Origin of the sequence: Burkholderia sp. 4M9327F10, assembly GCF_005503145.1 — a bacterium.
Classification (GTDB): domain Bacteria; phylum Pseudomonadota; class Gammaproteobacteria; order Burkholderiales; family Burkholderiaceae; genus Paraburkholderia.
This window is the reverse complement of record NZ_SCNV01000020.1, coordinates 48892-75622: the sequence shown is the minus strand read 5'-3', so window position 1 is coordinate 75622 and position 26731 is coordinate 48892. Positions and strand designations below refer to the sequence as shown.

Sequence of the window (26731 nt, the reverse complement as noted above, 5' to 3'; positions counted from 1 at the left end):
ACAGTGAGTTTCTATCCGCGCAGCACTGGCAAGTGAGCGCTGCGCCAAACAAAAAGCGGCCCGCGGGCCGCTTTTTGTTTGCGCGTGCTGATCGATCCTGCCGCGTCTTTTCCGCCGTCGCTTATGCCCCGTCCGTCAACGCGCGAATGGTGGGCAGGTTGCGCCAATATCCCTTCGCATCCATCCCGCAGCCAAATACATAGCGGTCCGGCACTTCGAAGCCGCAGAAATCCGGGCGCAAAGGCTTGGCCTTCGGAATGATCTTTTCGCACAGCACGGCGCTCATGAAGCGCTTCGCGCCCATCTCGAGGATGCGGTCGCGGATTGCCGCCATGGTCTCGCCTTCGTCGAGGATATCGTCGAGCACCAGCACGACACGATCCTTCACCGATTCGGCCGGCGCCACGCGCCACTGCATCTCGCTGCCGCCCTTGGTGGTGTTGCGATAGCGGGTGAGGTGGATGTAGTCGAATTCGAGCGGGAAATCGAGGTGCGGCAACAGCATGCCGGTAAACACCGCCGCGCCGCCCATCACCGACAGCACGAGCGGGAACTCCTCGCTCATTTCGGCAGCGATGGCCGTGGCCATCCCGCTGATTGACGCGGTGACGTCGTGGGCCGACACGATTTCTTCGGAGTGGCGGAATATGTGGAGAGCTTCTTCGCGATTCATGACGTCTGGCGGGGAGTATCTGTATACATTAGTGTAGAAAAGAACGACGGCGAGAACGACGGCGCGCGCTACAGCATATACCCGTGCGTCCCGAAGCGCGCGCCCTGGTCGTAGAGATGGCCCGGCGGACCGGGTCCATCCAGCTCCTGCTGGCTCTAGCGCATGCCGGGCAGCATGCCCTTCATGCCGCGCATCATCTTCTGCAGGTTGCCGCCCTTGAGCTTTTTCATCATGGTGCGCATCTGTTCGTACTGATTCAGCATCCGGTTGACCTCCTGCACCTGGACGCCTGCGCCGGCCGCGATGCGGCGCTTGCGGGTGGCCTTGATCAGCTCGGGCTTGGCGCGCTCGGCGGGGGTCATCGAATTGATGATGCCTTCCATGCGGCGCATCTGCGACTCGGCCATGCCCATGTTGGCGCCCGCCGCCGCCTGCTGGAACTGCGCGGGCAGCTTGTCCATCAGCGAGGACAGACCGCCCATGCTCTTCATTTGCGTGAGCTGCGCGCGGAAATCGTTCAGATCGAAGTCGCCGCCTTTCTTGACCTTGTCGGCGAGCTTCTGCGCGGCCTGGACGTCGACACCGCGCTGCGCTTCTTCGACGAGGGCGAGAATGTCGCCCATGCCGAGAATCCGGTTCGCCATGCGGTCCGGATAGAACACTTCCAGGCCGTCGAGTTTTTCGGCGACACCGACGAACTTGATCGGCTTGCCGGTCACATGACGCACCGACAGCGCGGCGCCGCCACGCGAATCGCCGTCGAGCTTGGTCAGCACCACGCCGGTGAGCGGCAACGCGTCGCTAAACGCCTTTGCCGTGTTGACCGCGTCCTGGCCGAGCATGGCGTCGACCACGAACAATGTTTCCGCCGGTTTCAACGCGCTGTGCAGCGCGGCGATTTCCTGCATCATTGCTTCGTCGATACCGAGACGGCCGGCGGTGTCGACCAGCAGCACGTCGTGATAGTGGCGCTTGGCCCAGTCGACTGCGGCGCGCGCAATGTCCACCGGTTTCTGATCGGGTTCCGACGGGAAGAAGTCTGCGCCCACCTGCTCGGTCACCGTCTTCAACTGCGCGATAGCAGCGGGGCGGTAGACGTCGCACGAAACGGTGAGGACCTTCTTCTTGTACTTCTCGCGCAGCAGCTTGGCGAGCTTGCCGACCGTGGTGGTTTTACCGGCGCCTTGCAGACCGGCCATCAGGATGACGGCCGGCGGGGTGACGGCGAGATTGAGTTCGACCGCCTTGCCTTCGTAGTCGCCGCCGATGATCGCGGTCAGTTCGCGCTGCACCACGCCGACGAGCGCCTGGCCGGGCGAGAGGCTGCTGATGACTTCCTCGCCGAGCGCTTTTTCTTTCACCTTGGCGATGAATTCGCGCACGACAGGCAGCGCCACGTCGGCCTCAAGGAGCGCGAGGCGCACTTCGCGCAGCATCTCCTGGGTGTTCGCCTCGGTGAGCCGGGCTTCGCCGCGCAGCGTCTTGACGACGCGCGCCATCCGTTGAGTCAGATTGTCGAGCATGGGGAGCGATGAACAGTGCGGCCGGAGCGGGGCGCGACGCGGGTTACGTCGCGGAACTGGGGCCTAGTGTAAACTTCGAATATGGATATTGTACTGTATGCCCTCACTGCGCTCCTGTACGGCGGACTCGCCGTCGCAGGCTGGCGCTCGCACCGGCACACCGCGTTGCGCCCGGTGCTGGAGAGCGTGCCGGCGCTGCCGGCCGCCGCCAGCACGCCGGCGGTCGCGGCGTTCAGCGCGCCGGGCCGGTTGCTCTTGCTGGTCGCGCTGCTCGCGCACGGCGTGCTGCTGCACACCACCATCTTCCCGCAGAACGCCATGGTGTTCGGTTTTGCGTTCGCGCTCTCCGCGATGTTCTGGCTCGGCGCCGGCATTTACTGGATTGAGAGCTTTTTCTTCCCGCTCGACGGCCTGCGCCTGCTGGTGCTGCCGCTCGCCTGTGTGGCCTCGCTGCTGCCGCTTGGCTTCGGCGGTGTGCGGGTGCTGTCGTATTCGGCCGCTCCGATGTTCAAGCTGCACTTCCTGATTGCCAACATTGCCTACGGCCTGTTCGCGATCGCGGCGCTGCATGCGGTGCTGATGCTGCTGGTGGAGCGGCGTCTGCATGCGATGCGCGGCGGTGTGCTGCAGCGTCAAAGCGCCGCGGCCGGCAATGGCTGGCTGTCGAGCTGGCTCGACACGCTGCCGCCGCTGCTCACGCTGGAAAAGCTGCTGTTCCGCCTGATCAGCGCCGGCTTTGTGCTGCTCACGCTGACCCTGCTCTCGGGAATCCTGTTCAGCGAACAACTGGTCGACCGCGCGCTGCGGCTCGACCACAAGACGGTGTTCGCGATTCTCTCGTGGCTGATGTTCGGCGCGCTCCTGACGGCCCGCAAGGTGTCGGGCTGGCGCGGCCGCGCGGCGTTGCGCTGGGTGTTGGCGTCGTTCGTGGCGCTGCTGCTCGCGTACGTCGGCAGCCGTTTCGTATTCGAGGTGCTGTTGCACCGTCCTGTGGTGTGATCGTTCCATGCGACAAATTTTTCTGCTGATCCTGATGTTCGTCATCGGCCAATGGCTGGTGAAGGCGCTGCGTCGCGCCGAAGCACAAAACGCGCAGCGCACCGGCGCTGCGGGTGCCGGCGGCCGGGCTGCCGGAAATGGCGCGACCGCAGGTAACGGCGCCGGTGCGCAGCAAGCCCGCCCGGCAAAAGCGCCGCAACTGGCGGAGCCGATGATCCGTTGCGTCGAGTGCGGCGTGCATGCGCCGGCGAGCGACTCGGTGGTCGTCGCAGGCGAGCCGTTCTGCTGCCCGGCCCACGCGCAACGTCACGCTGCGCGGCCGACCGGACGCGACGCCCGATGAGCGTTGGCTTCACCGTCGACGCCGACGGCTGGGTGAGCGCCGCGCGCAAGCTGCCCTCGCCGAACTTCGAGGCGCGTCCCGAAGGCGCGGTGCCGAGTCTGATCGTGGTGCACAACATCAGTCTGCCGCCCGGCGAATTCGGCGGCACGGCGATTGCTGAGCTGTTCCTGAACCGTCTCGATTGCGACGCGCATCCGTACTACGACAGCCATCTGCGTGGCGTGCGCGTGTCCGCGCATTTCGTGATCCACCGCGACGGCGCACTTGAACAATATGTCTCGTGCGATCAGCGCGCGTGGCATGCCGGCGCGTCCAATTTTTTCGGCCGTGAGCGCTGCAACGACTTTTCCATCGGCATCGAACTGGAAGGCAGCGACGCAACCGCATTCGAAGCGCCGCAATATGAGACGCTCGGCGCGCTGGTGAAGGCGCTGGCGGCTCGCTACCCGGTCGAGGCGCTCGCCGGTCACTCGGACATTGCACCGGGCCGCAAGACCGATCCTGGGCCGCATTTCGAGTGGCCCCGCCTGCAGCGCGACAGCGCGCTCACCGATCGGTATTTCCCCTATCTCAAGTTTTCTCCCGACGCGCCGTAGCGACCCCGCGCGACACCTCTTCAACTTGCGTGAAATATGCGCAGAGCAAGGCACAGCTTCGTTCTCCGGGCAGCGCCGTGATGCGGCGTGAGATGAAAAGTCAACCCCGCAAGGCCAAATAAATCAATTTGCGCTGTCCTGAAACTACACTATACTTGGTGCTAGGGATTCAGTTTTGCACTATATCTTGTGTTGTCAGGCGGCGCCCCGCTCACCGAGCATGGCGCCGCAAGCCTTCCAGACAGCGAAAAAAACATTCCTGCGGCGCAGCCGGTCAAGAACCGGCGGCATCCAGAAGCATTCAGGAAAGAGGCTTAGCAAGTGATCGCGACACCGACAATGAAGACCACCAACGATTCGAACCTGGCTTCATTGTTGTCGCATCCCGCCACCTGGCTCAGCCAGCCTTTTTCCTGCAACCCATCGCTTGCGCTCGCGGCGGCGCAGCGTTCGTACTAATCCGCGAATCCTCTTCGCACAATTCCAGGACCAGGAGCTTTGCACATGCAAACCACCGATAACGTATCGACCCGGTACGAGGGCGCAACCACTGGCCAGACCTTCGGCGGCCAGGCGCCGGGCGCACAGGCGCTCGCCCCGCAGGCGACCTTCGCCGACTACAAGGTGATCCGCCGCAACGGCAGCGTCGTGTCGTTCGAGCCGTCGAAGATCGCCATTGCCGTGACGAAGGCCTTCCTGGCCGTCAACGGTGGTCAAGGCGCAGCGTCGGCACGCGTGCGCGAACTGGTCGAGCAACTCACGCAAAGCGTGGTGCGCGCACTGCTGCGCAGCCGTCCGAACGGCGGCACCTTCCATATTGAGGACATCCAGGATCAGGTCGAACTCGCGCTGATGCGCGGCGGCGAGCATAACGTCGCTCGTGCGTACGTGCTGTATCGCGAGAAGCGCACCCAGGAACGCGGTCATGACGCGGCTGACGCGCCGGCCGGCACGCCGGGCCTGACGGTCACCGACGGTGGCGTGGTGCGTCCGCTGGATATGGCGGCGCTGCGCGGCATCATCGAGTCCGCCTGCGCCAACCTGGGCGACGCTGTGAGCGCCGAGCCGATCGTCGCGGAAACGGTCAAGAACCTGTACGACGGTGTGCCGATGAGCCAGGTCTACGACTCGGCCATCCTCGCGGCGCGCACGATGATCGAAAAGGACCCGGCGTACAGCCAGGTCACCTCCCGCATCCTGCTGCACACGATCCGCCGCGAGATCCTCGAAGAGGAAGTCACGCAGGCGGAAATGAGCACGCGCTATGCCGAGTACTTCCCGAACTTCATCAAGCGCGGCGTGCAAGCCGAGCTGCTCGACGAGAAGCTGCAGCAGTTCGACCTGAAGCGTCTCGGCGCCGCACTCGACGCCGAGCGCGACCTGCAGTTCGGCTACCTTGGCCTGCAAACGCTGTATGACCGCTACTTCCTGCATAGCGACGGCGTGCGGATCGAAATGCCCCAGGCATTCTTTATGCGTGTGGCAATGGGTCTCGCGCTGAACGAAATCGACCGCGAAGCGCGCGCCATTGAGTTCTACAACGTGCTGTCGAGCTTCGACTTCATGTCGTCCACGCCGACGCTGTTCAACTCGGGTACGCGCCGCTCGCAACTGTCGTCGTGCTACCTGACGACGGTGGATGACGACCTCGACGGCATCTACGAAGCGCTGAAGGAAAACGCGCTGCTGTCGAAGTTCGCCGGCGGTCTCGGCAACGACTGGACGCGCGTGCGTGCGCTCGGTTCGCACATCAAGGGCACCAACGGCAAGTCGCAAGGCGTCGTGCCGTTCCTGAAGGTGGTCAACGACACGGCGGTCGCCGTGAACCAGGGCGGCAAGCGCAAGGGCGCGGTGTGCGCGTACCTGGAATCGTGGCACCTGGACATTGAAGAATTCCTCGAGCTGCGCAAGAACACCGGTGACGACCGTCGCCGCACCCACGACATGAACACGGCGAACTGGATTCCCGACCTGTTCATGAAGCGCGTGCACGAAGGCGGCGACTGGACGCTGTTCTCGCCGTCCACCTGCCCGGATCTGCACGACAAGTTCGGCGCCGAGTTCGAAGCAGCTTACACAGCTTACGAAGACAAGGTTGCCCGCGGCGAGATCAAGCTGTTCAAGAAGATCCCGGCGGCGCAACTGTGGCGCAAGATGCTCGGCATGCTGTTTGAAACCGGCCATCCGTGGATCACGTTCAAGGACCCGTGCAACATCCGTTCGCCGCAGCAGCACGTGGGCGTCGTCCACTCGTCGAACCTGTGCACGGAAATCACGCTGAACACCAGCGACGCCGAAATCGCCGTCTGCAATCTGGGTTCGGTGAACCTGGTCGCCCACCTGAAGGAACAGGCGGACGGCACCCTGTCGCTCGACCACGACAAGCTGAAGCGCACCGTCAGCGTGGCCATGCGCATGCTCGACAACGTGATCGACATCAACTACTACGCGGTTGCCAAGGCGCGTAACTCGAACCTGAAGCACCGTCCGGTGGGTCTGGGCATCATGGGCTTCCAGGACTGCCTGCACCTGCTGCGCACGCCGTACGCGTCGGAAGAGGCGGTCAAGTTCGCGGATACGTCGATGGAAGCGGTTTGCTACTACGCCTATTACGCGTCCACGGAACTGGCTCAGGAACGCGGCCGCTACTCGAGCTACCGCGGCTCGCTGTGGGATCGCGGCATCCTCCCGCAGGACACGCTGAAGCTGCTCGCCGAAGCGCGTGGCGGCTATGTGGAAGTGGATTCGAGCGAGTCGATGGACTGGACGGAGCTGCGTGCGCGCATCGCCAACTACGGTATGCGCAACTCCAACTGCGTGGCCATCGCGCCGACGGCGACGATCTCCAACATCATCGGCGTGTCGGCCTGCATCGAACCGACCTTCCAGAACCTGTACGTGAAGTCGAACCTGTCGGGCGAATTCACGGTGGTCAACGACTACCTGGTGCGCGACCTGAAGGCGCGCGGCCTGTGGGACGAAGTGATGGTCGCCGACCTGAAGTACTTCGACGGCACGCTCTCGCGCATCGACCGTATCCCGGCCGACCTGCGCGCGATCTACGCCACGGCGTTTGAAGTCGATCCGAAGTGGCTGGTCGAAGCAGCTTCGCGCCGTCAGAAGTGGATCGACCAGGCGCAGTCGCTGAACATCTATATGGGCGGCGCGTCGGGCAAGAAGCTCGACGAGGTCTACAAGCTCGCATGGCTGCGCGGCCTGAAGACCACCTACTACCTCCGCACGATGGCGGCGACCCACGTCGAGAAGTCGACGGTGGCGCACGGCGCGCTGAACGCGGTGTCGTCGGGCGGCGGTGAAGGCTCGGGCGGCGCGGGTGGTGTGAGCGGCGGCGCGGCAGGCGGCTTCGGCATTGCCGGCGGCGCAGCGTCGGGCGGTCTGCAGGCGGCGGCAGCAACGCCGGCAGTCGCAGTCGAAGCGGCTCCGGAAGCCGACGGTCCGGTGTGCATGATGCGTCCTGGCGATCCGGGCTTCGATGAATGCGAGGCTTGCCAGTAACACGCACGTGTCGATGCCTGGCATTCGCCGGGTATCGACCGGGCACTCGTCTTGCGCGAGCTTCTGTCTGGTTGGTGGTCCGCGGTGATCTTCCAGTCGTGACCCCGCAGTGACCCGCAGTGACCGCGCGGCTACCGAGTAGTTACCCGAACGAAACAAGGCAGAGAGCGGGGCGCGCAAGAACAGGTAGAGCAGGCAGTTGAGCGGCGTGGCGGCGCAGACCGTAGCCGCATCGCTCAACCAGCCGATACAGCAAGGCAGCAACAGGCAGTACCCGGACACGAAGCGCTCGACATGAAGCGCTCGGCACATGAGCCACCCAGGCTCGCCAGCTCTCGCAACTGATTGAACTTCGCCTTGTTCGTGCTGACGAAACAGCAACAGCCAGGGCGACGCACAGAAGCCAGGCAACACACTTTGCAGTGCATCGAAATCACTTCGATTCGATGCTCACTCGAGACAGCGAAGCACTTCGACAACACATGTTTTGATCGCTTCGCATGAGGCGTCAGAGACAGTCTGTTGACCAAAGTGTTGTATGAACGTAGCAACGCGAATCGAAAACAGGATTTTTCATCAGCGAACTCTTTTGTCGCTCGTGAAAAGATGGTACAAACCGTTCTAAATTGATGGTGACATTTATGCTCAACTGGGATGACGAGATCACTGCCGTAACTCCCTCGAGCGCTACGCAACTGAACGAGTTGCGCAACGCTTCGGGATCGGCTGTCGGTACGCAAGTCGGAACGCGTCCCGCTCCTCACGCTCCCTCGGCTCAGGAAGTCTTCGCGAACGACATCGCTGTCGCTCCTGTCGCCGCCCGCGCCGCTACCCAATCTGCCGCTCAAGGCGCCGCTGCCGCTCCGTCCGCTGTGTCGGAAGCGCGCGTGAATGTTGCCGATAAGCGCATCATCAACGGCCAGACTGACGTCAATCAGCTGGTGCCGTTCAAGTACAAGTGGGCGTGGGAGAAGTATCTGTCCGGTTGCGCGAACCACTGGATGCCGCAGGAAATCAACATGTCCCGCGACATCGCCCTGTGGAAAGACCCGAACGGGCTGACCGAAGACGAGCGCCGCATCGTCAAGCGCAACCTCGGTTTCTTCGTTACGGCGGATTCGCTGGCCGCCAATAACATCGTGCTGGGCACCTACCGCCACATCACGGCGCCCGAATGCCGCCAGTTCCTGCTGCGCCAGGCGTTCGAAGAGGCGATCCACACGCACGCTTACCAGTACATCGTCGAATCGCTGGGTCTCGACGAAGGCGAGATCTTCAACGCGTACCACGAGGTTTCCTCGATCCGCGCGAAAGACGAATTCCTGATTCCGTACATCCACGTGCTGACCGATCCGGCCTTCAAGACCGGGACCGTCGAGGCAGACCAGACGCTGCTGCGCTCGCTGATCGTGTTCGCCTGTGTGATGGAAGGGCTGTTCTTCTACGTCGGTTTTACCCAGATCCTGGCGCTTGGCCGCCAGAACAAGATGACCGGCGCCGCGGAGCAGTACCAGTACATCCTGCGCGACGAGTCGATGCATTGCAATTTCGGCATCGACCTGATCAACCAGATCAAACTCGAAAATCCGCATTTGTGGACGGCTGAATTCCGCGCCGAAATCCGCGAAATCTTCAAGCAAGCGGTCGACCTTGAATATCGTTACGCAGAAGACACGATGCCGCGCGGGGTGCTCGGCCTCAATGCGTCCATGTTCAAGAGCTATCTGCGCTTCATCTGCAACCGCCGTTGCCAGCAGATCGGCCTCGATCCGCTGTACCCGAACGAGGAAAACCCGTTCCCGTGGATGAGCGAGATGATCGACCTGAAGAAGGAACGCAACTTCTTCGAGACGCGAGTGATCGAATATCAGACCGGCGGTGCACTGAGCTGGGAGTAATCCCGGGTGCGCTGCGGTTGAACGCAGTTGGAATGCGAACTCTTTGATGGGGATGCCGCCGGCCGAGGCCGCGGCAATTATGGTTAGGAGCAGAACCGCCTGATGCAAAGCATGCCCGGTGCGCCGCGTGCCTTCGCGGCCCACAAATATGACAGGCTCTTTGCGAACCCTTCAGTGGGATGGGCAAACTTCCCCCCGGAAAAAGCCGCTGGCCCGATGGCCGGCGGCCCGATCAAACGATTGCCGGCGTCGAGATCCGACGCTGACTGGACTTGGCGCGCGGTGCCCGATGGCACGGCGCGCCTTACCGTATTCATTAGCGTAAGCGCGCAGCACCTGCGTACGCCGATGAATAGCCCGCTTCGTAGCGCGCGCCCTGAGAAGCGTCCGCGGGAAGCGGGTTTTGACGAAGGGTGTAGTTTGAACTAACTCTCATCTGAAAACCTGAAGGAGAAAATGATGGTCACCATCAAGAAAAACGCTGTGAAGAAGGTTGCTGCGAAGAAAGCCGCAGCACCGGCAAAGAAAGCCGCTGCAAAGAAAGTTGCAGTGAAGAAGGTCGCAGCCAAGAAAGTCGCTGTGAAGAAGGTTGCAGCGAAGAAGGCAGCACCGGCTAAGAAGGTCGCAGCGAAGAAAGTTGCAGCCAAGAAAGTCGCCGTGAAGAAGGTTGCAGCGAAGAAGGCAGCACCGGCCAAGAAGGCTGCTGCGAAGAAAGTTGCGGTGAAGAAAGTTGCAGTGAAGAAGGTTGCAGCCAAGAAGGTTGCCAAGAAGGCAGCACCGGCGAAGAAGGCCGCTGCCAAGAAGGCGCCTGCGAAGAAGGCTGCCAAGGCTCCTGCTGCGAAGAAGGCTGCCAAGGCGCCTGCGAAGAAGGCCGCCAAGGCCCCCGCTGCACCTGCGAAGAAGGCTGCTGCTCCGAAGAAGGCTGTGGCGAAGAAGGCTGCACCGGCACCTGCTGCTCCCGCTGCAACGAGCGCAGCACCGGCAGCTACGGTGAAGACCGCGTTGAATCCGGCTGCAGCATGGCCGTTCCCGACCGGCAGCCGCCCGTAATTCGCTGACGAGTCGTTAGGCACATTTCGGTGTGTCCGATGATTGAGTAGCCCGTCAGTCTCGCTGCTCAATCACCGTCCCGTCGCTGGGTTTCCGGCGGCGGGATTTTTTTTGCCTGCTGTGTGAGCTCACCTGCACGAGCTCATCGGTATTGCCGCACAGCGTTTGCTATGGGCGAAAAAAAACGCATGCACAGGGGAGCACATGCGTTTGAGGTTGCCGCAGCGCCGAGCAACGGCGCAGGCGGCACAGGGGAAAGCTAGTGGGTGACGCGGGTCACGCCGCCGCTGGAGAGCAACCGCACGCGGTCGCCGGCCTGGAAGACCTCGCCCGTTGCGCTTTGCGTGATGGCGCGGATGTCGCCGTTATCGAGGCGCACCGTGATCTCGAGACCGTCACGCATTGCGACGCCGTTCTCGACCGCGTTACCGGCCACTGCACCGGCGATACCGCCGATGATGCCCGTGACGATCGAGCCGCGGCCGCCGCCGATGGCGCTGCCGGCCACTGCACCCAACGCGCCGCCGCCGATGGCGCCAAGGCCGCTCGGCTGGCCGTTGTTCGAACTGATCTTGACGGCGCGCACGCTGTCGACGGTGCCCATGCGGACCGTTTCTTCGCGCTGCGCCTGCGATGCCGTATAGACGTCGGCCGAACTGCTGTTATATGCACAACCCGACATAACCAGTGAGCCGACGATCAAGGCGGCTACTACCAGACGACTCGTTGTTTTCATTCCCTCACTCCAAATTAGCTCTTCGGCCTTACGGCAGGTCGTATCCAAACGCCTGCTTGAACCGTTCGTTGATTTCCGCCCGCGTGGGCGCGTAGTTTTGCGGCCCCTGATGCTCGATCTTGAGCGCACCCATCAGGCTTGCCAGGCGGCCCGTGGTGGCCCAGCCAAGCTGCTTCTCGATACCGTAGAGCAGGCCGCCGCGGAAGGCGTCGCCGCAACCGGTCGGGTCGAGCACCTGTTTGGCCGTGACAGCGGGAATCTCTTCGATGCCGTTTGCATGATGGATTTGCGAACCATGCTCGCCGCGCGTCACGATCAGCGCTTCGACCCGGCTGGCGATCTCTTCGGTCGACCAGCCCGTTTTGTCGCTCACCAGTTTGGCTTCGTAATCGTTGACAGCTACGTAAGTAGCAAGTTCAATCATGCGGCGCAGCGACGCACCGTCGAACAGCGGCAAACCCTGACCCGGATCGAAGATGAACGGCACGCCGGCCGCCGCCAGTCGTTCGGAGTGCTGGATCATGCCTTGATAGCCGTCCGGTCCCACGATGGCGAGCGTGATGTCTTTTGCCTCATCCGCGTGGTTCAGGTGCGCCTGCATCATCGCGCCCGGATGGAAGGCGGTGATCTGGTTGTTTTCCAGATCGGTGGTGATCATCGCCTGCGCCGTATAGGTGTCCGGCACGACGAGCACGTGTGCGCGCGACAAGCCGAGCCGGTCGAAGCGATCCACATAGAGTTGCGCGTCGACTGCGCCGAGCGTGCCCATGATGCGTGCGTCGCCGCCCAGCAGGTGCAGCGAGTAAGCCATGTTGCCCGCGCAGCCGCCGAATTCGCGGCGCATCGTCGGCACAAGGAAGCTCACGTTCAGGATATGGACCTGCTCCGGCAGGATGTGCTCCCGAAAGCGGCCCTCAAAGGTCATGATGTTGTCGTATGCGAGCGAGCCGCAAATCAGCGTAGCCAAGGCGAGTGGTCCTGTAGAAGTCGAACTGGATAAGGCACTTAACAAAGGTAAATCACATCAGAGCGCCACCTATCCTGGCGCTTTGCGCCAGCTCCCCCGAGGGGAAGAAGAAAACCTGGAGCGGCCCGGCGTTTTCTTCACATGCGAAAGCGCCGCGCTCGAAGCGCGGCGCTGGATCGGGCGCGAGACGCTTACTTCAGTGCGGCGAGCGCTGCGTCGTAGTTCGGTTCGTTCTTGATTTCGCCAACGAGTTCGGCGTGAACCACGTTGTCGTTTTCGTCGATGACGACCACGGCGCGCGCCGTCAGGCCCGTCAGCGGGCCGCTCGTAACGTCGACGCCGTAGGCTTGAGCGAATTCATGGCCGCGGAAGGTCGATGCGGTCAGGACGTTTTCGATGCCTTCGGTCGTGCAGAAGCGCGTGGCCGCGAACGGCAGGTCGCCCGAAACGACGATCACAGCCGTGTTCGACAGCTTGCCGGCGGCTTCGTTGAACTTGCGCGTGGAGGTGGCGCAGGTCGGCGTGTCGAGGCTCGGCACGATGTTCAGCACTTTGCGCTTGCCGGCGAAATCGGCGAGGGTGACCGGCTTGAGATCCTTGCCGACCAGCGAGAAGGCGGGTGCCTTGTGGCCGACGGTCGGGAACGTGCCGGCTACTTCGATCGGGTTGCCACCCAGCGTGACTTGACTCATGTTGTGCTCCGAAGATTCGTCAGGGATTGACGGTAAAACGCGCCCGGTGGTCCGGGTGCGCGAGGATGCTGCAGCTGGTTCAAGGGTAAAAAATCTGTACCCGGAAATTCGATGCGACTGTGTTGCCCGTATCCAGATGCACGATCATGGTTTGGGTCGTGCGAGCGGGCAATCCGGCCGCGATCGGCGTGCCGGGCTTCACATAGTCCTGCGGCCACAGCACGCGGCGCACGGCGACGTTGTTCTGATCGTCGAGCAGCGTCAGTTCGATGGCCGGGTAGGCCAGCGCGACGTTATAGCGATTGCGCAGCGGCATCTTCAGTTCGAGCTTGTGCGGGCCGTCGATCTGGCGCAGATCGGACGGCTCGACCTGCAGACCGTCGATCGCATGCGGCGGCATCACCGTGCAGCCGAGCGGCTCGCAAGCCTGGGCGTAAAGCGCCTCGGAGTCCGGCCAGTCCACCATGATCGTTTCGCGCTGCCACCACGCGAGCTGGGCCAGCAGACCGAGCAACAGCAGCAACGCGACGAGTGTGCCGACGATCCGCCAGCCGAGGCGGCGCGGTGCCGGCGCACGGGTTTCACGGACGACCGGAAACGGGTCGGCTTCATCCGCAGGCGGATTGACGGCGAACGGGGCGGTGGCCGCCGCCGCGCCGAAATGGGGTTCCTGATCCGGGGCGCTGCGCAGCGCGGCAGCAGCGGCCTGCGTGTCCTGCAACCTGGGTTCGTCCTCGGGCGGCTCCAGCGGCCGCCATACTGGCGCCGGCTCAGCGGCGGCTTCGGCGTGCGATTTCGCTTCGGCCGCATCCTGCTGGCTCGCGGCGGCGAGCGGCTCGGGTGACCTGGAGGGCGGCGCAAACACGGGCTCCCGGTCGAGCGCCGCGTCCGCTTCGACACTTGCGGGGCGCATCTCCGATTCGTCGGCATGCCGCGGCGTAACCGCGACGCTGGCAGCAACGGGTGCCAGCGGCAGATTGGTCGCGTTGTGGAGCAGGCTCTGGTCGATGGCGGCGTCGGGCTGCGGGGCCCACGGGTTCCAGGCCTCGGCGCTGAAATTCGGTGCCGTGGGCGGCGCAGTCGCATTCCCTTGCGCGGTCAGCGCGCTGAGTTCCGCTGCGGAAACCGGGGTGGCGGTAGAGAAGTCGGCGCCTTCGACGGTTTCGTACAAGCCGCTCGAGGCGTCGAACACTTCCTGGCAATGCCCGCAGCGCACCAGACCGCGGCGCAGCGCAAGCTGGGCGGCCTGGAGCCGGAAGACCGTTTCGCAGAAAGGACAGCGGGTCGCCAGGAGCATATTGAGCCGGTTGGCCGCAAGGCCGTTGGTTGGACAATACGTCTTATTCTAATGGCTTTCCCGACGGGTTCCCGTCAGGCACACCCAACCTTCATGTTCACGCCAGACGGCGATGTCGATCCACTGCTGATAAACCCGCGCGACTTCCTCTGCCTGGCGCGCAAGGATGCCCGACAGCGCGAGGCGGCCGCCCGGCTTCACCTTCGACGACAGCATCGACGCCATCAGCTTGAGCGGATTGGACAGAATGTTGGCGACGACGATATCGAATTCGCCGGCCGGGCAGTCTTCAGGCAACCCGTAGGTCACTTCGGCGCGGTTGCGCTCGCTGTTGTGACGAGCGGATTCGACGGCTTGCGGGTCGATGTCGATACCGTAGACCGGGTTCGCGCCGCACTTCTTCGCAAGGATCGCGAGGATGCCGGAGCCGCAGCCATAATCGAGCACCGACTGGTTCGGCGCCACCGCCTGCTCCAGCCACTCCATGCACAGGCGCGTGGTCGGATGGCTGCCGGTGCCGAAGGCGAGGCCGGGGTCCAGTTCGAGCACCAGCGCATCAGGGTCCGGCGCATCGTGCCAGGACGGCACGACCCAGATGCGTTCGCCGATCGGAATCGGATCGAACTGCGACTGCGTGAGCCGCACCCAGTCCTGCTCCTCGACTTCGCGCACGGTAAACGTGGGGGCGGGCGTGAGGCCGAGTTCATTGGCCGCCGCCGTCAACAGTACGGCGGGGTCGTGTTCCGGCGCCAGCAGCGCGATCACGCGCGAGCGCTGCCAGGCCGTGCGATCAGGCGTGAGACCGGGCTCGCCGAAGAGCGGCTGCTCGTCGGGCGTATCGGCATCCGCATCTTCCACCGATACGGACAAGGCACCCAGATCGAGCAGCGCATCGGATAGCTCCTCTGCGTGCTCGCGTGCCAGCTCGACGATCAGTTCCCGGTAACTCATGACTTACGCTTCTTCCGGTGCGGCCTGCAGCTTTGCAGCCAGCCGGTTTTCAAGGTAGTGAATGCTGGTGCCGCCCTCGACAAACTTCGCGTCGAGCATCAGTTCACGATGCAGCGGAATGTTGGTCTGAATGCCTTCCACCACCATTTCCGACAGCGCGATGCGCATCCGCTTGATGGCCTGCTCGCGGGTTGCGCCGTAAGCGATCAGCTTGCCGATCATCGAATCGTAGTTCGGCGGCACGAAATAGCCATTGTAGGCGTGCGAATCGACGCGGATGCCAGGACCGCCCGGCATATGCCACGACGTCAGGCGCCCCGGCGACGGGATGAACTTGAACGGATCTTCGGCGTTGATCCGGCATTCGATGGCGTGGCCCCGGAACACGATGTCGCGCTGGCGGAAGGCAAGCTTCTCGCCGGCCGCGATGCGGATCTGTTCCTGGACGATGTCGACGCCCGTGATGAGTTCGGTCACCGGGTGTTCGACCTGCACGCGCGTGTTCATCTCGATGAAGTAGAACTCGCCGTTTTCGTAGAGGAACTCGAACGTACCCGCGCCGAGGTAGCCCATCTTCTTGCAGGCATCGGCGCAACGATCGCCGATACGGTCGATCAGGCGGCGCGCAATACCCGGCGCCGGCGCTTCCTCGATCACTTTCTGGTGACGGCGCTGCATCGAGCAGTCGCGCTCGCCCAGCCAGACGGCGTTCTTGAACGAGTCGGACAGCACCTGGATTTCGATGTGCCGCGGGTTCTCCAGGAATTTCTCCATGTAGACCTGCGGGTTGCCGAAGGCACGGCCGGCTTCTTCGCGCGTCATGTTGACCGCGTTGACGAGCGCCGCTTCCGTATGGACCACGCGCATGCCGCGGCCACCGCCGCCGCCGGCTGCCTTAATGATCACCGGATAGCCCACCTGGCGGGCAATTTTCACGATCTCTTTCGGATCTTCCGGCAACGCGCCTTCAGAACCCGGCACGCAAGGCACGCCGGTCTTGATCATGGTCTGCTTGGCCGTCACCTTGTCGCCCATCATCCGGATGGTTTCCGGACGCGGGCCAATGAAGGTGAAGCCGGACTGCTCGACGCGCTCGGCGAAGTCGGCGTTCTCGGAGAGGAAGCCGTAGCCGGGGTGAATCGCCTCGGCGTCGGTGACTTCCGCCGCGCTGATCAGCGCCGGCATGTTCAGGTAGCTCAGGTTGGAAGGCGCGGGGCCGATACAGACGGCCTCGTCGGCGAGCTTCACATACTTGGCTTCCTTGTCGGCCTCGGAATAGACGACGACAGTTTTGACGCCGAGCTCGCGGCACGCGCGCTGAATCCGGAGCGCGATCTCGCCGCGATTGGCAATGAGAATTTTTTCAAACATAGCGGGTTTTCGACTCATCAATGGGCGCCACCAGAAGCGGCTGCCTCAGAGGATCGGTCGCGCGCCCCGGTCCAGCAGGCGCGCGGACGGCAAACGCAAAGCGTGCCGCGTTAGCCGACCACGAACAGCGGCTGGCCGTATTCGACGGCTTGCCCGTTGTCGACGAGGATTTCCTTGACCACGCCGGACTTGTCCGACTCGATCTCGTTGAGCAGCTTCATGGCTTCGATGATGCAGATCGTCTGGCCTTCCTTGACCGTGTCGCCCACCTGGACGAACGGCTCGGCGCCCGGCGACGGCGCGCGGTAGAACGTGCCGACCATCGGCGAGGTCACCACGTGGCCTTGCGGTGCGGCCGCAGCAGCGGGCGCAGCCGCCGCTGCGGCTGCCGGCGCTTCTGCGGGCGCGCCCGCAACCGGTGCCGGCGCGGCGTATTGCGGCGCGTAGGAAGCGGACGGCTGGACGTAAACCGGCGGCGCATTCTTGACGATGCGGACCTTGCCTTCACCTTCGGTCACTTCCAGTTCCGAAATGCCGGACTCGGAGACGAGGTCGATCAGAGTCTTCAGTTTACGTAGATCCATTGGGCACATCCCCTTTCAATGCATGAAGTGCCGGCGGCGCTGCCTGCCGGCGCAAGATAGTTTGTTGGAATCAGCCGCGCGACGAGCCGGCGGCAAGCCGGTCGAGTGCGAACTCGAGTGCGTACAGATATCCCTTCCAGCCTAGGCCGCAAATCACGCCTTCTGCCTGGTCGGAGAAATACGAATGATGCCGGAACGGTTCGCGACGATGCACGTTCGACAGATGAATCTCGACGAACGGGATGCCGACCCCCGCCAGTGCGTCCCGAATCGCCACGCTGGTGTGCGTGTACGCAGCGGGATTGATCAGAATGAAATCGGTTTTTTCGATCCGCGCAGACTGGATGCGATCGACCAGGGCGCCCTCATGGTTGCTCTGGAACGACGCGAGATCGACGCCGGCATCCGCTGCGCGGTCGGCCAGCGCCTGATCGATCTGTGGCAGCGTCACGTGACCATAGACCTCCGGTTCCCGGGTGCCGAGAAGGTTGAGGTTAGGTCCGTGCAGTACCAGCAGTCGCGTCATGGTTACTTCTATTTCCGTGGAATTGGCCGCACTTTAGCGCTGATTAGAGAAACTTGTCTAGTTTCACGCGCAGAAGGATTGATCCCGGCCGCTTTCGGCCGGGTAGCGGGACGCGCATCTTCTCGCAATTTTATGCAATCTGCGCGCAATCCGGCCTGTTCCGGGCGCAATTAAACCTTGGGAGAATGTGAAGTTTACAGCGCGTCGAGCGTGTGTCTGAGCTCGTTCGGCTGAATTTGACCTAATTTTGTCGACCGAACGTTACCTTTTGCGTCGATGACGACCGTGAACGGCAGTCCGCCCGCATTATTGCCGAACGCCCGGGCGAGGTCAGCGCCGCCGAAGCCGATCACATAGACCGGATAGTCGACCGGCACCTTTTGCAGGAAAGTCTTCACATTTTTGCCGGAGTCGACGCCAAGTCCGACGAACTCGATGCCTTTCTTCGCGTACTCGCGATGCAGCTGGGCGAGCGCCGGCATTTCCTCGACGCACGGCCCGCACCACGAGGCCCAGAAGTTGATCACGACCGGGTGTCCCTTGAACAGGCTCAGCGACTGCGGCTTGCCGTCGGGATTGGTGACGGGCGCCGCCCACAACTGCGTCACGGCGCTTTGGGGCGCCGGCTGGGCTGCCTGCGCCACGTCTACGCCATCCGCTTCCAGCACGCTGTGGCCGGTGAGCAGGCCCACGCCCGCGGCGATTATCGCTACGACTGCACAGGCGAGTATCCGCTTGGTCTTCATTGTTTTCCGATCAATTGTTAGGGGAGGTCACGCCGCTTTCGTCGAGCAGCGCCTGCACGGCCTGGACGCTCGCCCGCGCGTGACGGCCGCGCGAATCGGCGCGCACCGCGCCGCGCAGGTCGTCCGTGCTGTACAGCGCGACGTGCACGCCGACCGGCTCGGCGCCATGCGCCTCGCGCTCGGGACGCCACATGAAGCTGAGGGTCTCGACATAGCCGCGGCCGGCGAAATGGCGCGTCTCCGAGACGTCGTATTGCACGTTGGCGTTGAGGAAGTAGATGGCGACGTCCTTGGGGTTGTCGCAGAACGCCTGCAGATACACATCCGAGTGTTCGCCCGCCGTGCCGTTCAGCACGGCGCCGGTCAGATACGGGTTGAACGGCGCGAGCCGTTGCATCCAGTCGAGTGCGATGCCGCGCAACCGGCGCAGCACGGCCGGCTGGCTGTCGCCCTGGAAGAGCGACTGGTACTCGCGGATTTCTTCTTCGATCTGGTCGTTATCCGGCAGCCATTCGCCGGCGACGCGCGTCTCCCCGACGACCTGTCGCGCAGCCTTGCGCTTGGCCGTCGAGTAGTCCAGACCGTCCTCGGCGATCATTCTCGCAGCGGCGATGGCGATTTCCTCGCGCACCCGCTGCGGATCGAAATGTGATTTGCGAACCATCTCACAATCATACTAGAGATTGATGGGCGTCCTTTTGGGTCCGGCGCGCTCCCGTCCAGGGCAGGGCAACCGGAGGGTGTCGGTTACAATAGCGTCCTTTGCGGACGGACCTTTTCGGCCCTTCCTGCGCATCTCCTCCCACGCAAAAACTCGCCCGCGCGGCACGACAGGCTTATGCACATCCACATCCTCGGAATCTGCGGCACGTTCATGGGCGGTCTCGCGGTACTCGCGCGCGGCGCCGGGCACACGGTCACCGGCTGCGACGCCGGCGTCTACCCGCCCATGAGCACGCAGCTCGAGGCTCAGGGCATTCGTCTTATAGAGGGTTACGGCGCGGAGCAGCTCGATCTGAACCCCGATCTGTTCGTGATCGGCAATGTCGTGTCGCGCGGCAACCCGCTGATGGAGGCGATCCTCGACCGCGGCCTGCCGTATGTGTCGGGCCCGCAATGGCTCGGCGAGCATGTCCTGAACGGCAAGTGGGTGCTGGCAGTGGCGGGCACGCACGGCAAGACGACCACCAGTTCGATGCTCACCTGGCTGCTCGAGGACGCTGGCCTGAACCCGGGCTTCCTGATTGGCGGCGTGCCGCTGAACTTTGGCGTGTCGGCGCGGCTGACCGATTCGAGCTTCTTCGTGATCGAAGCGGACGAGTACGACACCGCGTTCTTCGACAAGCGCTCGAAGTTCGTCCATTACCGCCCGCGCACGGCGATCCTGAACAACCTCGAGTTCGATCACGCTGACATTTTCCCGGATCTTGCCGCTATCGAGACGCAGTTCCACCATCTGGTCCGTACCGTGCCAGGCATTGGGCGGATCGTGACCAACGGCCGCGAGGACGCGCTCGACCGGGTGCTCGCGCGCGGCTGCTGGAGCGAGGTGGAGCGCTTCGGCGTACAGGGTGGGTGGCAGGCGCTACCGGCGGAAGACGGCGTGCCCGTCGACGAGCGCTTCGCGGTGTATCACAACGGGGCGCGCGTGGGCGTGGTCGACTGGCAGGTGCAGGGCGAACACAACCGCATGAACGCTATCGCGGCGATTGCCGCCGCGCGTAGTGTTGGCGTGCCGCCGGCCCAGGCCGCACAGTCGCTCGCGGGCTTCCGCAATGTGAAGCGCCGCATGGAAGTGCGCGGCAGCGTCGACGGCGTGACGGTGTACGACGACTTCGCACACCATCCCACCGCGATCGAGACAACCGTTGCCGGACTGCGCACGCGCGTCGGCCGCGAGCGCACGCGGATTCTCGCCGTGCTGGAACCGCGCTCGAACACGATGAAGCTCGGCGTGATGAAAGCGCAGTTGCCGGCGAGTCTCGCCGACGCGGACCTCGTGTTCGGTTACGGCGCGCCGACCGGGCGCGACGCGCTGGGCTGGGATCTCGGCGAAGCGCTGGCGCCGCTTGGCGACAAGGCCAAGGCCTTCGACAATCTGGATGCGCTCGTGAAGGCGGTTGTAGCGGCCGCGCAGCCCGGCGACCAGGTGCTGGTGATGAGCAATGGCGGCTTTGGCGGCGTCCATCAGAAGCTGCTCGATGCGCTCTCGGCGCGGCCGGCTCAGGCGCTGCCGGACTCACCGGCGCGGGGCGCAGCGTGATTCTCTATCTGCATGGTTTTCGCTCGTCGCCCAATTCATTCAAGGCGCGCGTGATGGCGGCGCGTCTGACGGAACTCGGGCGCTCGGCGGAGTGGTGCTGCCCGATGCTGCCGGTCTCGCCGCTCGAGACGATCGCGCTGGCCGAGTCGCTGGCAGCTGCGGCGGCCACGCAGCGCGTGACAGTAGTCGGCAGTTCGCTGGGCGGCTATTTCGCCACGCACCTCGCGGAAAAGCACGGCTGGCCGGCGGTGCTGCTGAATCCAGCGGTTGTGCCGCAGCGCGATCTTAGCCAGTATCTCGGCGAGCAGCCGCTGTGGCACGGCGGCGGCAGCATCGTCGTCGAGCCGCATCATCTGGACGAGTTGCGCGCACTCGGGGTCGCATCGATCACGCGGCCCGAACGCTATTATTTGATAGCTGCGACCGGCGACGAAGTGCTCGATTACCGCGAGATGCTCGGGCACTATCCGGGCGCCCGCACTACGCTGATTGAAGGCAGCGATCACGCGATCAGCGAGTTCGAGCAGTATGTCGACGACGTGCTCGCCTTTTGCGACGCGGAAAATCTGGAACCGCCGGCGCCACGCGCGGCGGCCTGATTCATTGATTCATGCCGTTAGCGCCCAGCACGAGCGCGACGGACCCACCACCACGAACACGTTGCCGACGCGCGGGCCGGTTTTCAACGCCAGGCGCTGCGGCAGATGCAAGTCAGAACGAGAGTATTGAGTGAACGTTTTCTTTGAGGAATCGGGTAGTTTCAAGGCGGGCAGCGTGCTGTCGCGCCAGGGCGATGCGTTTCAGGTCGAGCTGCCGGGCGGCCGGCGCGCCAAGGTGCGGGCAAAAGACGTGCTGATCGAATTCGAGAAGCCGAGCGCGGGCGATCTGATCCAGCAGGCCGATGCTGCAGCGCAGGAGATCGATCTCGATTTCCTGTGGGAATGCGCGCCCGACGACGAATTCCCGTTTGCGACGCTGGGCGCCGACTACTTCGGCGCGTCGTTCGGCCCGGTAGAACGTGCGGCGCTGGTGCTGCGCATGCATAGCGCGCCGGTGTACTTCCGTCGCAAGGGCCGGGGCCAGTATCAGCGCGCGCCGCAGGAGCAGCTCAAGCTTGCGCTCGCCTCGCTCGAGCGCAAGCGTCAGCAGGGGCTGGTGCAGGCGGAGTACGAAGAAGAGCTGAAGGCCGGCCGTTTGCCCGAAGCGCTCGCCGGCAAGGCCCTGGGCCTCCTGACCAGGCCGGACAAGAACACCATCGAATACAAGGCGCTTGAGGCGGCGGCCGCGGCACGCGGCGTCTCGCAGGCGCGTCTGATGCTCGAATGCGGCGGGATTGCGTCGGCGCGGGCGCTGCATGAAGCGCGCTTTCTCGCCGAATTCTTCCCGCATGGCACTGGCTTTCCTCCGGTGACGCCGGGCCTTTTGCCTGAGGATTTGCCGCAAGCCGATGTCGACGCCTTTTCGATCGACGACGTGACCACCACCGAGATCGACGATGCGTTTTCGGTCGAGCATCTCGCCGATGGCCGCGTGCGGATTGGCGTGCACATCGCGGCGCCGGCGCTTGGCATCCAGCGCGGCGATCAGGTGGACGACATTGCCCGCACGCGCCTCTCGACGGTCTATATGCCCGGCGACAAGATCACGATGCTGCCGGACAGCGTCGTCGAGGCGTTCACGCTGGCCGAGGGCGGCTTGCGGCCGGCACTGTCGCTGTATGTGATCGTCAATCGCGAGACTCAGGAAATCGTCGCCAGCGAGACGCGCGCCGAGCGCGTGTTCGTGAAGAACAACCTGCGCCACAACACGCTCGACGAACTGGTCACCGAAGAGGCACTGGCTGCCGGCAGCGGCGAATATCCGCACAAGGAAGACATTGCGGTGCTGTGGCCGTTCGCGCTGGCCCTGTTCGAGAAACGCCAGCAGGCGCGGGCGGGTTACGGTCTGCGCCGCGAAGTGCAGCGCAATACCGATTTCAATTTTTACGTGGACGGCGAGCACATCACGATCACGCCGCGCCGTCGCGGATCGCCGCTCGACACGATCGTCGCGGAACTGGCGATTCTCGCCAATTCGTCGTGGGGCGCGTTCCTGCACGACCACGGCGTGCCGGGGATTTACCGCACGCAGCGGGCGTTTGGCACACCGTCGGGCCCGAAGCGCACGCGGATGCAGACCAGTGCAGCGCCGCACGAAGGTCTCGGTGTGACGCAGTATGCGTGGAGCACCTCGCCGCTGCGCCGCTATGTCGACCTGGTCAATCAATGGCAACTGCTCGCGTGCGTGCAGCACGGCGTGACCGCCAAGCTGGCCGCGCCGTTCAAGCCGAAGGACGCCGATCTGTTCGCGGTGGTGCAGGGTTTTGACGATACCTACTCGGCCTATGCCGATCACCAGCGCCGCATGGAGTACTTCTGGTGCCTGCGCTGGCTGAAGCAGGAGAACAAGAAGCAGGTGGTGGCGTCGGTGGTGAAGGACGACCTCGTGCGTCTCGAAGAAATTCCGCTGCTGCTGCACGTGCCGGCACTCGGCGTGCATGCACGCGGCACCCGTCTGCTGATGGAAGTGATGTCGATTGATGAGTTGACGGTGGAAGCGTCGGTTCGGATGCTGCACGTGCTCGATGCACCGACGGTCGCGAGCGGTACTGAGGCGGAAGAAGCGGACGAGGGCGAAGAAGCGCTGCTCGACGCCGCGGACGATTCCGCCGAGACCGAAGCGGAAGCTGAGGCCGAGGCACTTCCGGACGCCGAAGCGGACAACGCGGACGGCAATGACGGCGAGGCTGAGACCGCCCCCGCCGCTCAGCATGCGGGCGAGCCGGGACAATCATGAGCCAGACGACTCACGAGAGCGCGAGGACCGCGGGCGGTGAGCGTGACCGTTATGCGGTGATCGGCAATCCGGTTGGCCACAGCAAGTCGCCGTTCATTCATACGCGCTTTGCCGAGCAGACTGGCGAGCCGATCGAATACACGCATTTGCTGGCGCCGGTCGATGCGTTCGTGCCGCATGTACGCGCTTTTATGGAAGCCGGCGGGCGCGGCCTCAACGTGACGGTGCCGTTCAAGCTGGACGCCCACGCGCTGGCGACGACGCTCTCGCCGCGTGCGGCGGCGGCAGGCGCAGTGAATACGTTGCGCTTCGACGCCGACGGCATCTATGGCGACAATACCGATGGCTTCGGCCTCGTGCGCGATATCGAAGTGAATCTGGCCACACCGCTCAAGGGTGCTCGCATCCTGCTGCTGGGCGCGGGCGGCGCCGCGCGAGGCGTGGTGCTGCCGATGCTGGAGCGCGCGCCGCACACGCTGACGATCGTCAACCGGACCGCCGCGAAGGCGAGCGCGCTGGTTGACCACTTCAGCGCCGCAGCGCAAGCGGCCGGATGCGGGTTGACCGGAGGTAGTGCGGCAGTCATCGAGCGAGGTGCTTACGACGTCATCATCAATGCCACCGCAGGCAGTCTGGATGCCGCGTTGCCCGAGTGCGACGACGATGCATTCGGCAACGGCACACTCGCCTATGACATGATGTACGGCGCCCAGCCGACGGTTTTCATGCAGCACGCGCAAAGGCTGGGCGCGCGAACCGCGGACGGTCTGGGGATGCTGGTCGAGCAGGCGGCAGAGTCGTTTTATATCTGGCGCGGAGTGCGTCCCGATGGCGCGGCGGTGCTGGCGCAACTGCGCCAGATGCTGGCGGCGCAGAGCGCGGCTTGACCACGATGACGCGAACGAGGGGAGCCACCCGGCCGGGACCGACCCGCTGGGTTGTTTACGTTGGCGCGGTGGTTGCGATTGCCTGGATTGCGACGCAGTTGTTCTACTTCGTGCAGATCGGCATCTGGAATTACGTGAATCCACAGTCGACGGCATTCATGCGTTCGGACGCGTGGACGCTTTCCGAGGACCGGCCCGATCTGTCGATCCAGCATACGTGGGTGCCGTACGAGCAGATTTCGCGCAATCTCAAGCGGGCGATCATTGCGTCCGAGGATGCGAACTTCGTCAACAACAACGGCTATGAGACGGACGCGATCCTGCAGGCGTGGGAGAAGAACAAGACGCGCGGCAAGATTGTGGCGGGCGGTTCGACGATTTCGCAGCAACTGGCGCGCAATCTTTTTCTATCGCGGCAGAAGAGTTATATCCGCAAGGGGCAGGAACTGATTATCACGTGGATGCTCGAGACCTTGATGGACAAGGAGCGGATCTACGAGATTTATCTCAACTCGGTTGAGTGGGGTAATGGGGTTTATGGCGCCGAGGCTGCGGCGCGGTATTACTATAAGACGACGGCTGCGAAGTTGACTGGGTGGCAGGCGGCACGGCTGGCGGTGATGTTGCCCAGGCCTAAGTATTTTGATGAGCATCGGGGGTCGGCGTATCTTGCGCAGCGCGCGGGGGTGATTGCTCATCGGATGGGGGCGGCTGAGTTGCCGGAATGAAGGTTTTGGTTTTTGGTTTGCCTGCTCGGCGCTTTGGTGGTTGTTTTTAGGGCGTTGGCCTTTCCTTGTTGTGTTATTGGTCTATTAGCGTTGCCCCTGTGCGGGGCGGCACCTACTTTTCTTTGCCGCCGCAAAGAAAAGTAGGGGCGGTTTCAAACTCCAAGTGCAACAGCGGGGTCGATCACAATTCCTTGCTTCGCACAATTCTCGATAAACACTTCGCCGGGTGTGCGCCAGCCGAGTGTCTTGCGAGGCCGCGTGTTCATATTCAGTGCAATCGCATCAAGCTGGCGCTGCGAGAACACGGACAGATCCGTGCCTTTGGGCAGGAACTGTCGCAGCAGTCCGTTGATGTTCTCGCAAATGCCGCGTTGCCAGGGGCTATGGGGATCGCAGAAGTAGATCCGGATGCCTGTCGCCTCGGCCAGCTCTTTATGTAACGCCATTTCCTTGCCCTGGTCGTAGGTCAGCGTCTTGCGCAATTCTTCGTCCAGTGGGGCAAACGCAGCACTGTACGCCTTGAGCGCGGCCTCGGCGGTGCTGCCATCCATCTTCACCAGCATCACGAAGAGCGTGCTGCGATCGACCAGCGTGCCGACTGCCGATCGGTTGGCTATGCCTTTGATCAGATCGCCCTCCCAGTGACCGGGAATGAGCCTGTCGTTGGCTTCGGGCGGACGCACGTGAATGCTGACCATATCGACCAGCTTGCCCCGCCGATCGTCTCCCCGTGTGCGTGGCCGGCGCGCCCCACGGCCCTGTCTGAGCAGGCTGACCAGTTCTCGCCTTAGCTCTCCGCGCGGCGCGGCATAGATCGCGTTATAAATCGTTTCATGCGAGGCATTCAAGGCAGGCTTGTCCGGATGGGCACGTTTGAGTTGGGCTGAAATCTGTTCAGGCGAAAGACACCGGTCCAGATGTTGACGCACCTCAGGCCATAGCGTTCCATCAAAGTGCAGCTTACGTTCAACGCGTGGCTTGCGTCGAAGCCGTCCTGCACGCCTGCCCGCGCGTACCGCATCATAACCGCCCGCAATGGCCGGCCGGCCCATCACGCCTCGCTCATGAGCAGGTTTCCACCCATTGCGCCTCAGTTCACGGCTAATTGTGCTCGGTGAGCGCCGCAGCGCTCGTGCAATCTCACGTGCACTCCTGCTCTCGAGTTTCATCGCGAGGATCACGGCGCGTTCCTCGGCGCCCAGTTGTTCGTATGTCTGTCCCATCCAACGCATCCTAAACGGGTGCTGTTGCACTTGCATCTTGAAACCGCCCCTACTTTTCTTTGCGGCGGCAAAGAAAAGTAGGGGCCGCCCCGCACAGGGGCGACGCTAATAAACCAATAACACAACAAGGAAAGGCCAACACCATAAGAACAACCAAACAACAAGGCGCCGCAGGCAATCACACACCCTAGCAAAGCCCCAAATCCCATTATATGAATCCAACACTCACATATTGGAGATTTGAAAAAAACCGCCCTACAATCCGAAACACCAAGCCCGCGAGGCACTGCGCAAAGACAAGCGACAAGCGCAACCCGCCAGCGAGGC

25 protein-coding genes are annotated in these 26731 nt (G+C 63.3%); 11 read left to right on the top strand and 14 right to left on the bottom strand.

Features of this window, described 5'->3' with window-relative positions; all coding sequences use genetic code 11:
- Positions 1 to 121: 121 nt before the first annotated feature.
- Positions 122 to 673, bottom strand: a complete 552-nt coding sequence (locus tag FFS45_RS19295) for a hypoxanthine-guanine phosphoribosyltransferase (RefSeq protein WP_137956231.1) — start codon at positions 671 to 673, stop codon at positions 122 to 124.
- A gap of 155 nt (positions 674 to 828) precedes the next feature.
- The gene (gene ffh, locus FFS45_RS19290) at positions 829 to 2196 is read right to left on the bottom strand and encodes a signal recognition particle protein (protein WP_137956230.1); all 1368 of its coding nucleotides are present in this window, start codon (positions 2194 to 2196) and stop codon (positions 829 to 831) included.
- An 81-nt stretch (positions 2197 to 2277) separates the two neighbouring features.
- Between ffh and ccsA the strand changes: the two genes are divergently transcribed.
- From ccsA to FFS45_RS19260, 6 genes are all read left to right on the top strand, one after another.
- Entirely contained in the window at positions 2278 to 3195 is a 918-nt protein-coding gene (gene ccsA, locus FFS45_RS19285; RefSeq protein WP_137956229.1) for a cytochrome c biogenesis protein CcsA, read from the top strand.
- A gap of 7 nt (positions 3196 to 3202) precedes the next feature.
- A complete protein-coding gene (locus FFS45_RS19280; protein ID WP_137956228.1) occupies positions 3203 to 3538 on the top strand; it encodes a PP0621 family protein in 336 nt (111 codons plus the stop codon).
- Entirely contained in the window at positions 3535 to 4134 is a 600-nt protein-coding gene (gene ampD, locus FFS45_RS19275) for a 1,6-anhydro-N-acetylmuramyl-L-alanine amidase AmpD (RefSeq protein WP_137956227.1), read from the top strand. Before FFS45_RS19280 ends, ampD begins: the two co-directional genes overlap by 4 nt.
- Before the next feature lie 504 nt (positions 4135 to 4638).
- The gene (locus FFS45_RS19270; protein ID WP_137956226.1) at positions 4639 to 7650 is read left to right on the top strand and encodes a ribonucleoside-diphosphate reductase subunit alpha; all 3012 of its coding nucleotides are present in this window, start codon (positions 4639 to 4641) and stop codon (positions 7648 to 7650) included.
- Positions 7651 to 8291: 641 nt separating this feature from the next.
- Complete coding sequence (locus FFS45_RS19265; RefSeq protein WP_137956225.1) at positions 8292 to 9548, top strand: ribonucleotide-diphosphate reductase subunit beta; 1257 nt, start codon at positions 8292 to 8294, stop codon at positions 9546 to 9548.
- Positions 9549 to 9650: 102 nt separating this feature from the next.
- Entirely contained in the window at positions 9651 to 9977 is a 327-nt protein-coding gene (locus FFS45_RS19260) for a hypothetical protein (protein WP_137956224.1), read from the top strand.
- Here the strand turns inward: FFS45_RS19260 and FFS45_RS42405 are convergent.
- From FFS45_RS42405 to FFS45_RS19205, 11 genes are all read right to left on the bottom strand, one after another.
- Positions 9974 to 10669 (bottom strand): hypothetical protein, encoded by a 696-nt coding sequence (locus FFS45_RS42405; RefSeq protein ID WP_249362850.1) that lies wholly within the window; start codon positions 10667 to 10669, stop codon positions 9974 to 9976. The two genes, FFS45_RS19260 and FFS45_RS42405, sit on opposite strands and share 4 nt — an antisense overlap.
- Positions 10670 to 10857: 188 nt before the next feature.
- On the bottom strand, positions 10858 to 11334 hold the full coding sequence (locus tag FFS45_RS19250; protein WP_137956223.1) for a glycine zipper 2TM domain-containing protein: 477 nt from the start codon (positions 11332 to 11334) through the stop codon (positions 10858 to 10860).
- A 28-nt stretch (positions 11335 to 11362) separates the two neighbouring features.
- On the bottom strand, positions 11363 to 12301 hold the full coding sequence (locus FFS45_RS19245; RefSeq protein ID WP_137956222.1) for a carbohydrate kinase family protein: 939 nt from the start codon (positions 12299 to 12301) through the stop codon (positions 11363 to 11365).
- Between the two features lie 191 nt (positions 12302 to 12492).
- Positions 12493 to 12993 (bottom strand): thiol peroxidase, encoded by a 501-nt coding sequence (gene tpx, locus FFS45_RS19240; protein ID WP_137956221.1) that lies wholly within the window; start codon positions 12991 to 12993, stop codon positions 12493 to 12495.
- A gap of 79 nt (positions 12994 to 13072) precedes the next feature.
- Positions 13073 to 14290 carry a DUF3426 domain-containing protein gene (locus FFS45_RS19235; RefSeq protein WP_137956220.1) on the bottom strand — a complete coding sequence of 406 codons (1218 nt, stop codon included), beginning with the start codon at positions 14288 to 14290 and terminating at the stop codon, positions 13073 to 13075.
- Positions 14291 to 14338: 48 nt separating this feature from the next.
- Positions 14339 to 15241 carry a 50S ribosomal protein L11 methyltransferase gene (gene prmA, locus FFS45_RS19230; protein ID WP_137956219.1) on the bottom strand — a complete coding sequence of 301 codons (903 nt, stop codon included), beginning with the start codon at positions 15239 to 15241 and terminating at the stop codon, positions 14339 to 14341.
- A gap of 3 nt (positions 15242 to 15244) precedes the next feature.
- Positions 15245 to 16612 (bottom strand): acetyl-CoA carboxylase biotin carboxylase subunit, encoded by a 1368-nt coding sequence (gene accC / locus FFS45_RS19225; RefSeq protein WP_137956218.1) that lies wholly within the window; start codon positions 16610 to 16612, stop codon positions 15245 to 15247.
- A 110-nt stretch (positions 16613 to 16722) separates the two neighbouring features.
- Complete coding sequence (gene accB / locus FFS45_RS19220) at positions 16723 to 17196, bottom strand: acetyl-CoA carboxylase biotin carboxyl carrier protein (protein WP_137956217.1); 474 nt, start codon at positions 17194 to 17196, stop codon at positions 16723 to 16725.
- Between the two features lie 70 nt (positions 17197 to 17266).
- Complete coding sequence (aroQ, locus tag FFS45_RS19215) at positions 17267 to 17722, bottom strand: type II 3-dehydroquinate dehydratase (RefSeq protein WP_137956216.1); 456 nt, start codon at positions 17720 to 17722, stop codon at positions 17267 to 17269.
- Positions 17723 to 17916: 194 nt separating this feature from the next.
- Positions 17917 to 18468, bottom strand: coding sequence for a TlpA disulfide reductase family protein (locus FFS45_RS19210; protein ID WP_137956215.1), 552 nt, complete (start codon positions 18466 to 18468; stop codon positions 17917 to 17919).
- Positions 18469 to 18478: 10 nt separating this feature from the next.
- The gene (locus FFS45_RS19205) at positions 18479 to 19132 is read right to left on the bottom strand and encodes a UDP-N-acetylmuramate--alanine ligase (protein WP_137956214.1); all 654 of its coding nucleotides are present in this window, start codon (positions 19130 to 19132) and stop codon (positions 18479 to 18481) included.
- Positions 19133 to 19306: 174 nt separating this feature from the next.
- Between FFS45_RS19205 and mpl the strand changes: the two genes are divergently transcribed.
- From mpl to mtgA, 5 genes are all read left to right on the top strand, one after another.
- Positions 19307 to 20731 carry a UDP-N-acetylmuramate:L-alanyl-gamma-D-glutamyl-meso-diaminopimelate ligase gene (gene mpl, locus FFS45_RS19200; protein ID WP_137956213.1) on the top strand — a complete coding sequence of 475 codons (1425 nt, stop codon included), beginning with the start codon at positions 19307 to 19309 and terminating at the stop codon, positions 20729 to 20731.
- A complete protein-coding gene (locus FFS45_RS19195) occupies positions 20728 to 21330 on the top strand; it encodes a YqiA/YcfP family alpha/beta fold hydrolase (RefSeq protein WP_137956212.1) in 603 nt (200 codons plus the stop codon). Before mpl ends, FFS45_RS19195 begins: the two co-directional genes overlap by 4 nt.
- A gap of 130 nt (positions 21331 to 21460) precedes the next feature.
- Entirely contained in the window at positions 21461 to 23566 is a 2106-nt protein-coding gene (locus tag FFS45_RS19190) for an RNB domain-containing ribonuclease (protein ID WP_137956211.1), read from the top strand.
- Positions 23563 to 24453 carry a shikimate dehydrogenase gene (gene aroE, locus FFS45_RS19185; protein ID WP_137956210.1) on the top strand — a complete coding sequence of 297 codons (891 nt, stop codon included), beginning with the start codon at positions 23563 to 23565 and terminating at the stop codon, positions 24451 to 24453. Before FFS45_RS19190 ends, aroE begins: the two co-directional genes overlap by 4 nt.
- 5 nt (positions 24454 to 24458) lie before the next feature.
- On the top strand, positions 24459 to 25181 hold the full coding sequence (gene mtgA / locus FFS45_RS19180) for a monofunctional biosynthetic peptidoglycan transglycosylase (RefSeq protein ID WP_137956209.1): 723 nt from the start codon (positions 24459 to 24461) through the stop codon (positions 25179 to 25181).
- 152 nt (positions 25182 to 25333) lie between these two features.
- On the opposite strand, the gene FFS45_RS19175 is transcribed toward mtgA, so the two are convergent.
- Positions 25334 to 26404, bottom strand: coding sequence for an IS30 family transposase (locus FFS45_RS19175; RefSeq protein WP_137956208.1), 1071 nt, complete (start codon positions 26402 to 26404; stop codon positions 25334 to 25336).
- Between the last annotated feature and the right edge of the window lie 327 nt (positions 26405 to 26731).